A 247-nucleotide genomic window follows, 5' to 3' on the forward strand; every position below is an offset into this window, starting at 1 on the left:
CAGCCCGCGAGCCGGTCGAGATGGATCTGCGGCGCGAACATCTCGGTCAGCGACGAGCACACGGCTTCCTGCCACGGCGCACGCCGCGCGAAATTCACGTACGCGTCGACCGCGAACCGCACGCCGGGCAGCACGTGCACGAGCGACCACAGTTCCGCGCGCTCGATGCCGACCGCTTCGCCGAGCCGCGCCCATGCCTCGATCCCGCCTTCCTGCCCGCCGTGACCATCGTGATCGAGAATCCGCT

At 69.6% G+C, this 247-nt stretch carries 1 pseudogene; it reads right to left on the reverse strand.

What is annotated here, in order from left to right:
• A pseudogene (locus SB751_RS33885) lies at nucleotides 1–247 on the reverse strand (pyrroloquinoline quinone biosynthesis protein C); the annotation flags it as partial.

Source organism: Cupriavidus sp. SIMBA_020 (genome assembly GCF_046535395.1).
Classification (GTDB): Bacteria; Pseudomonadota; Gammaproteobacteria; order Burkholderiales; family Burkholderiaceae; genus Cupriavidus; species Cupriavidus campinensis.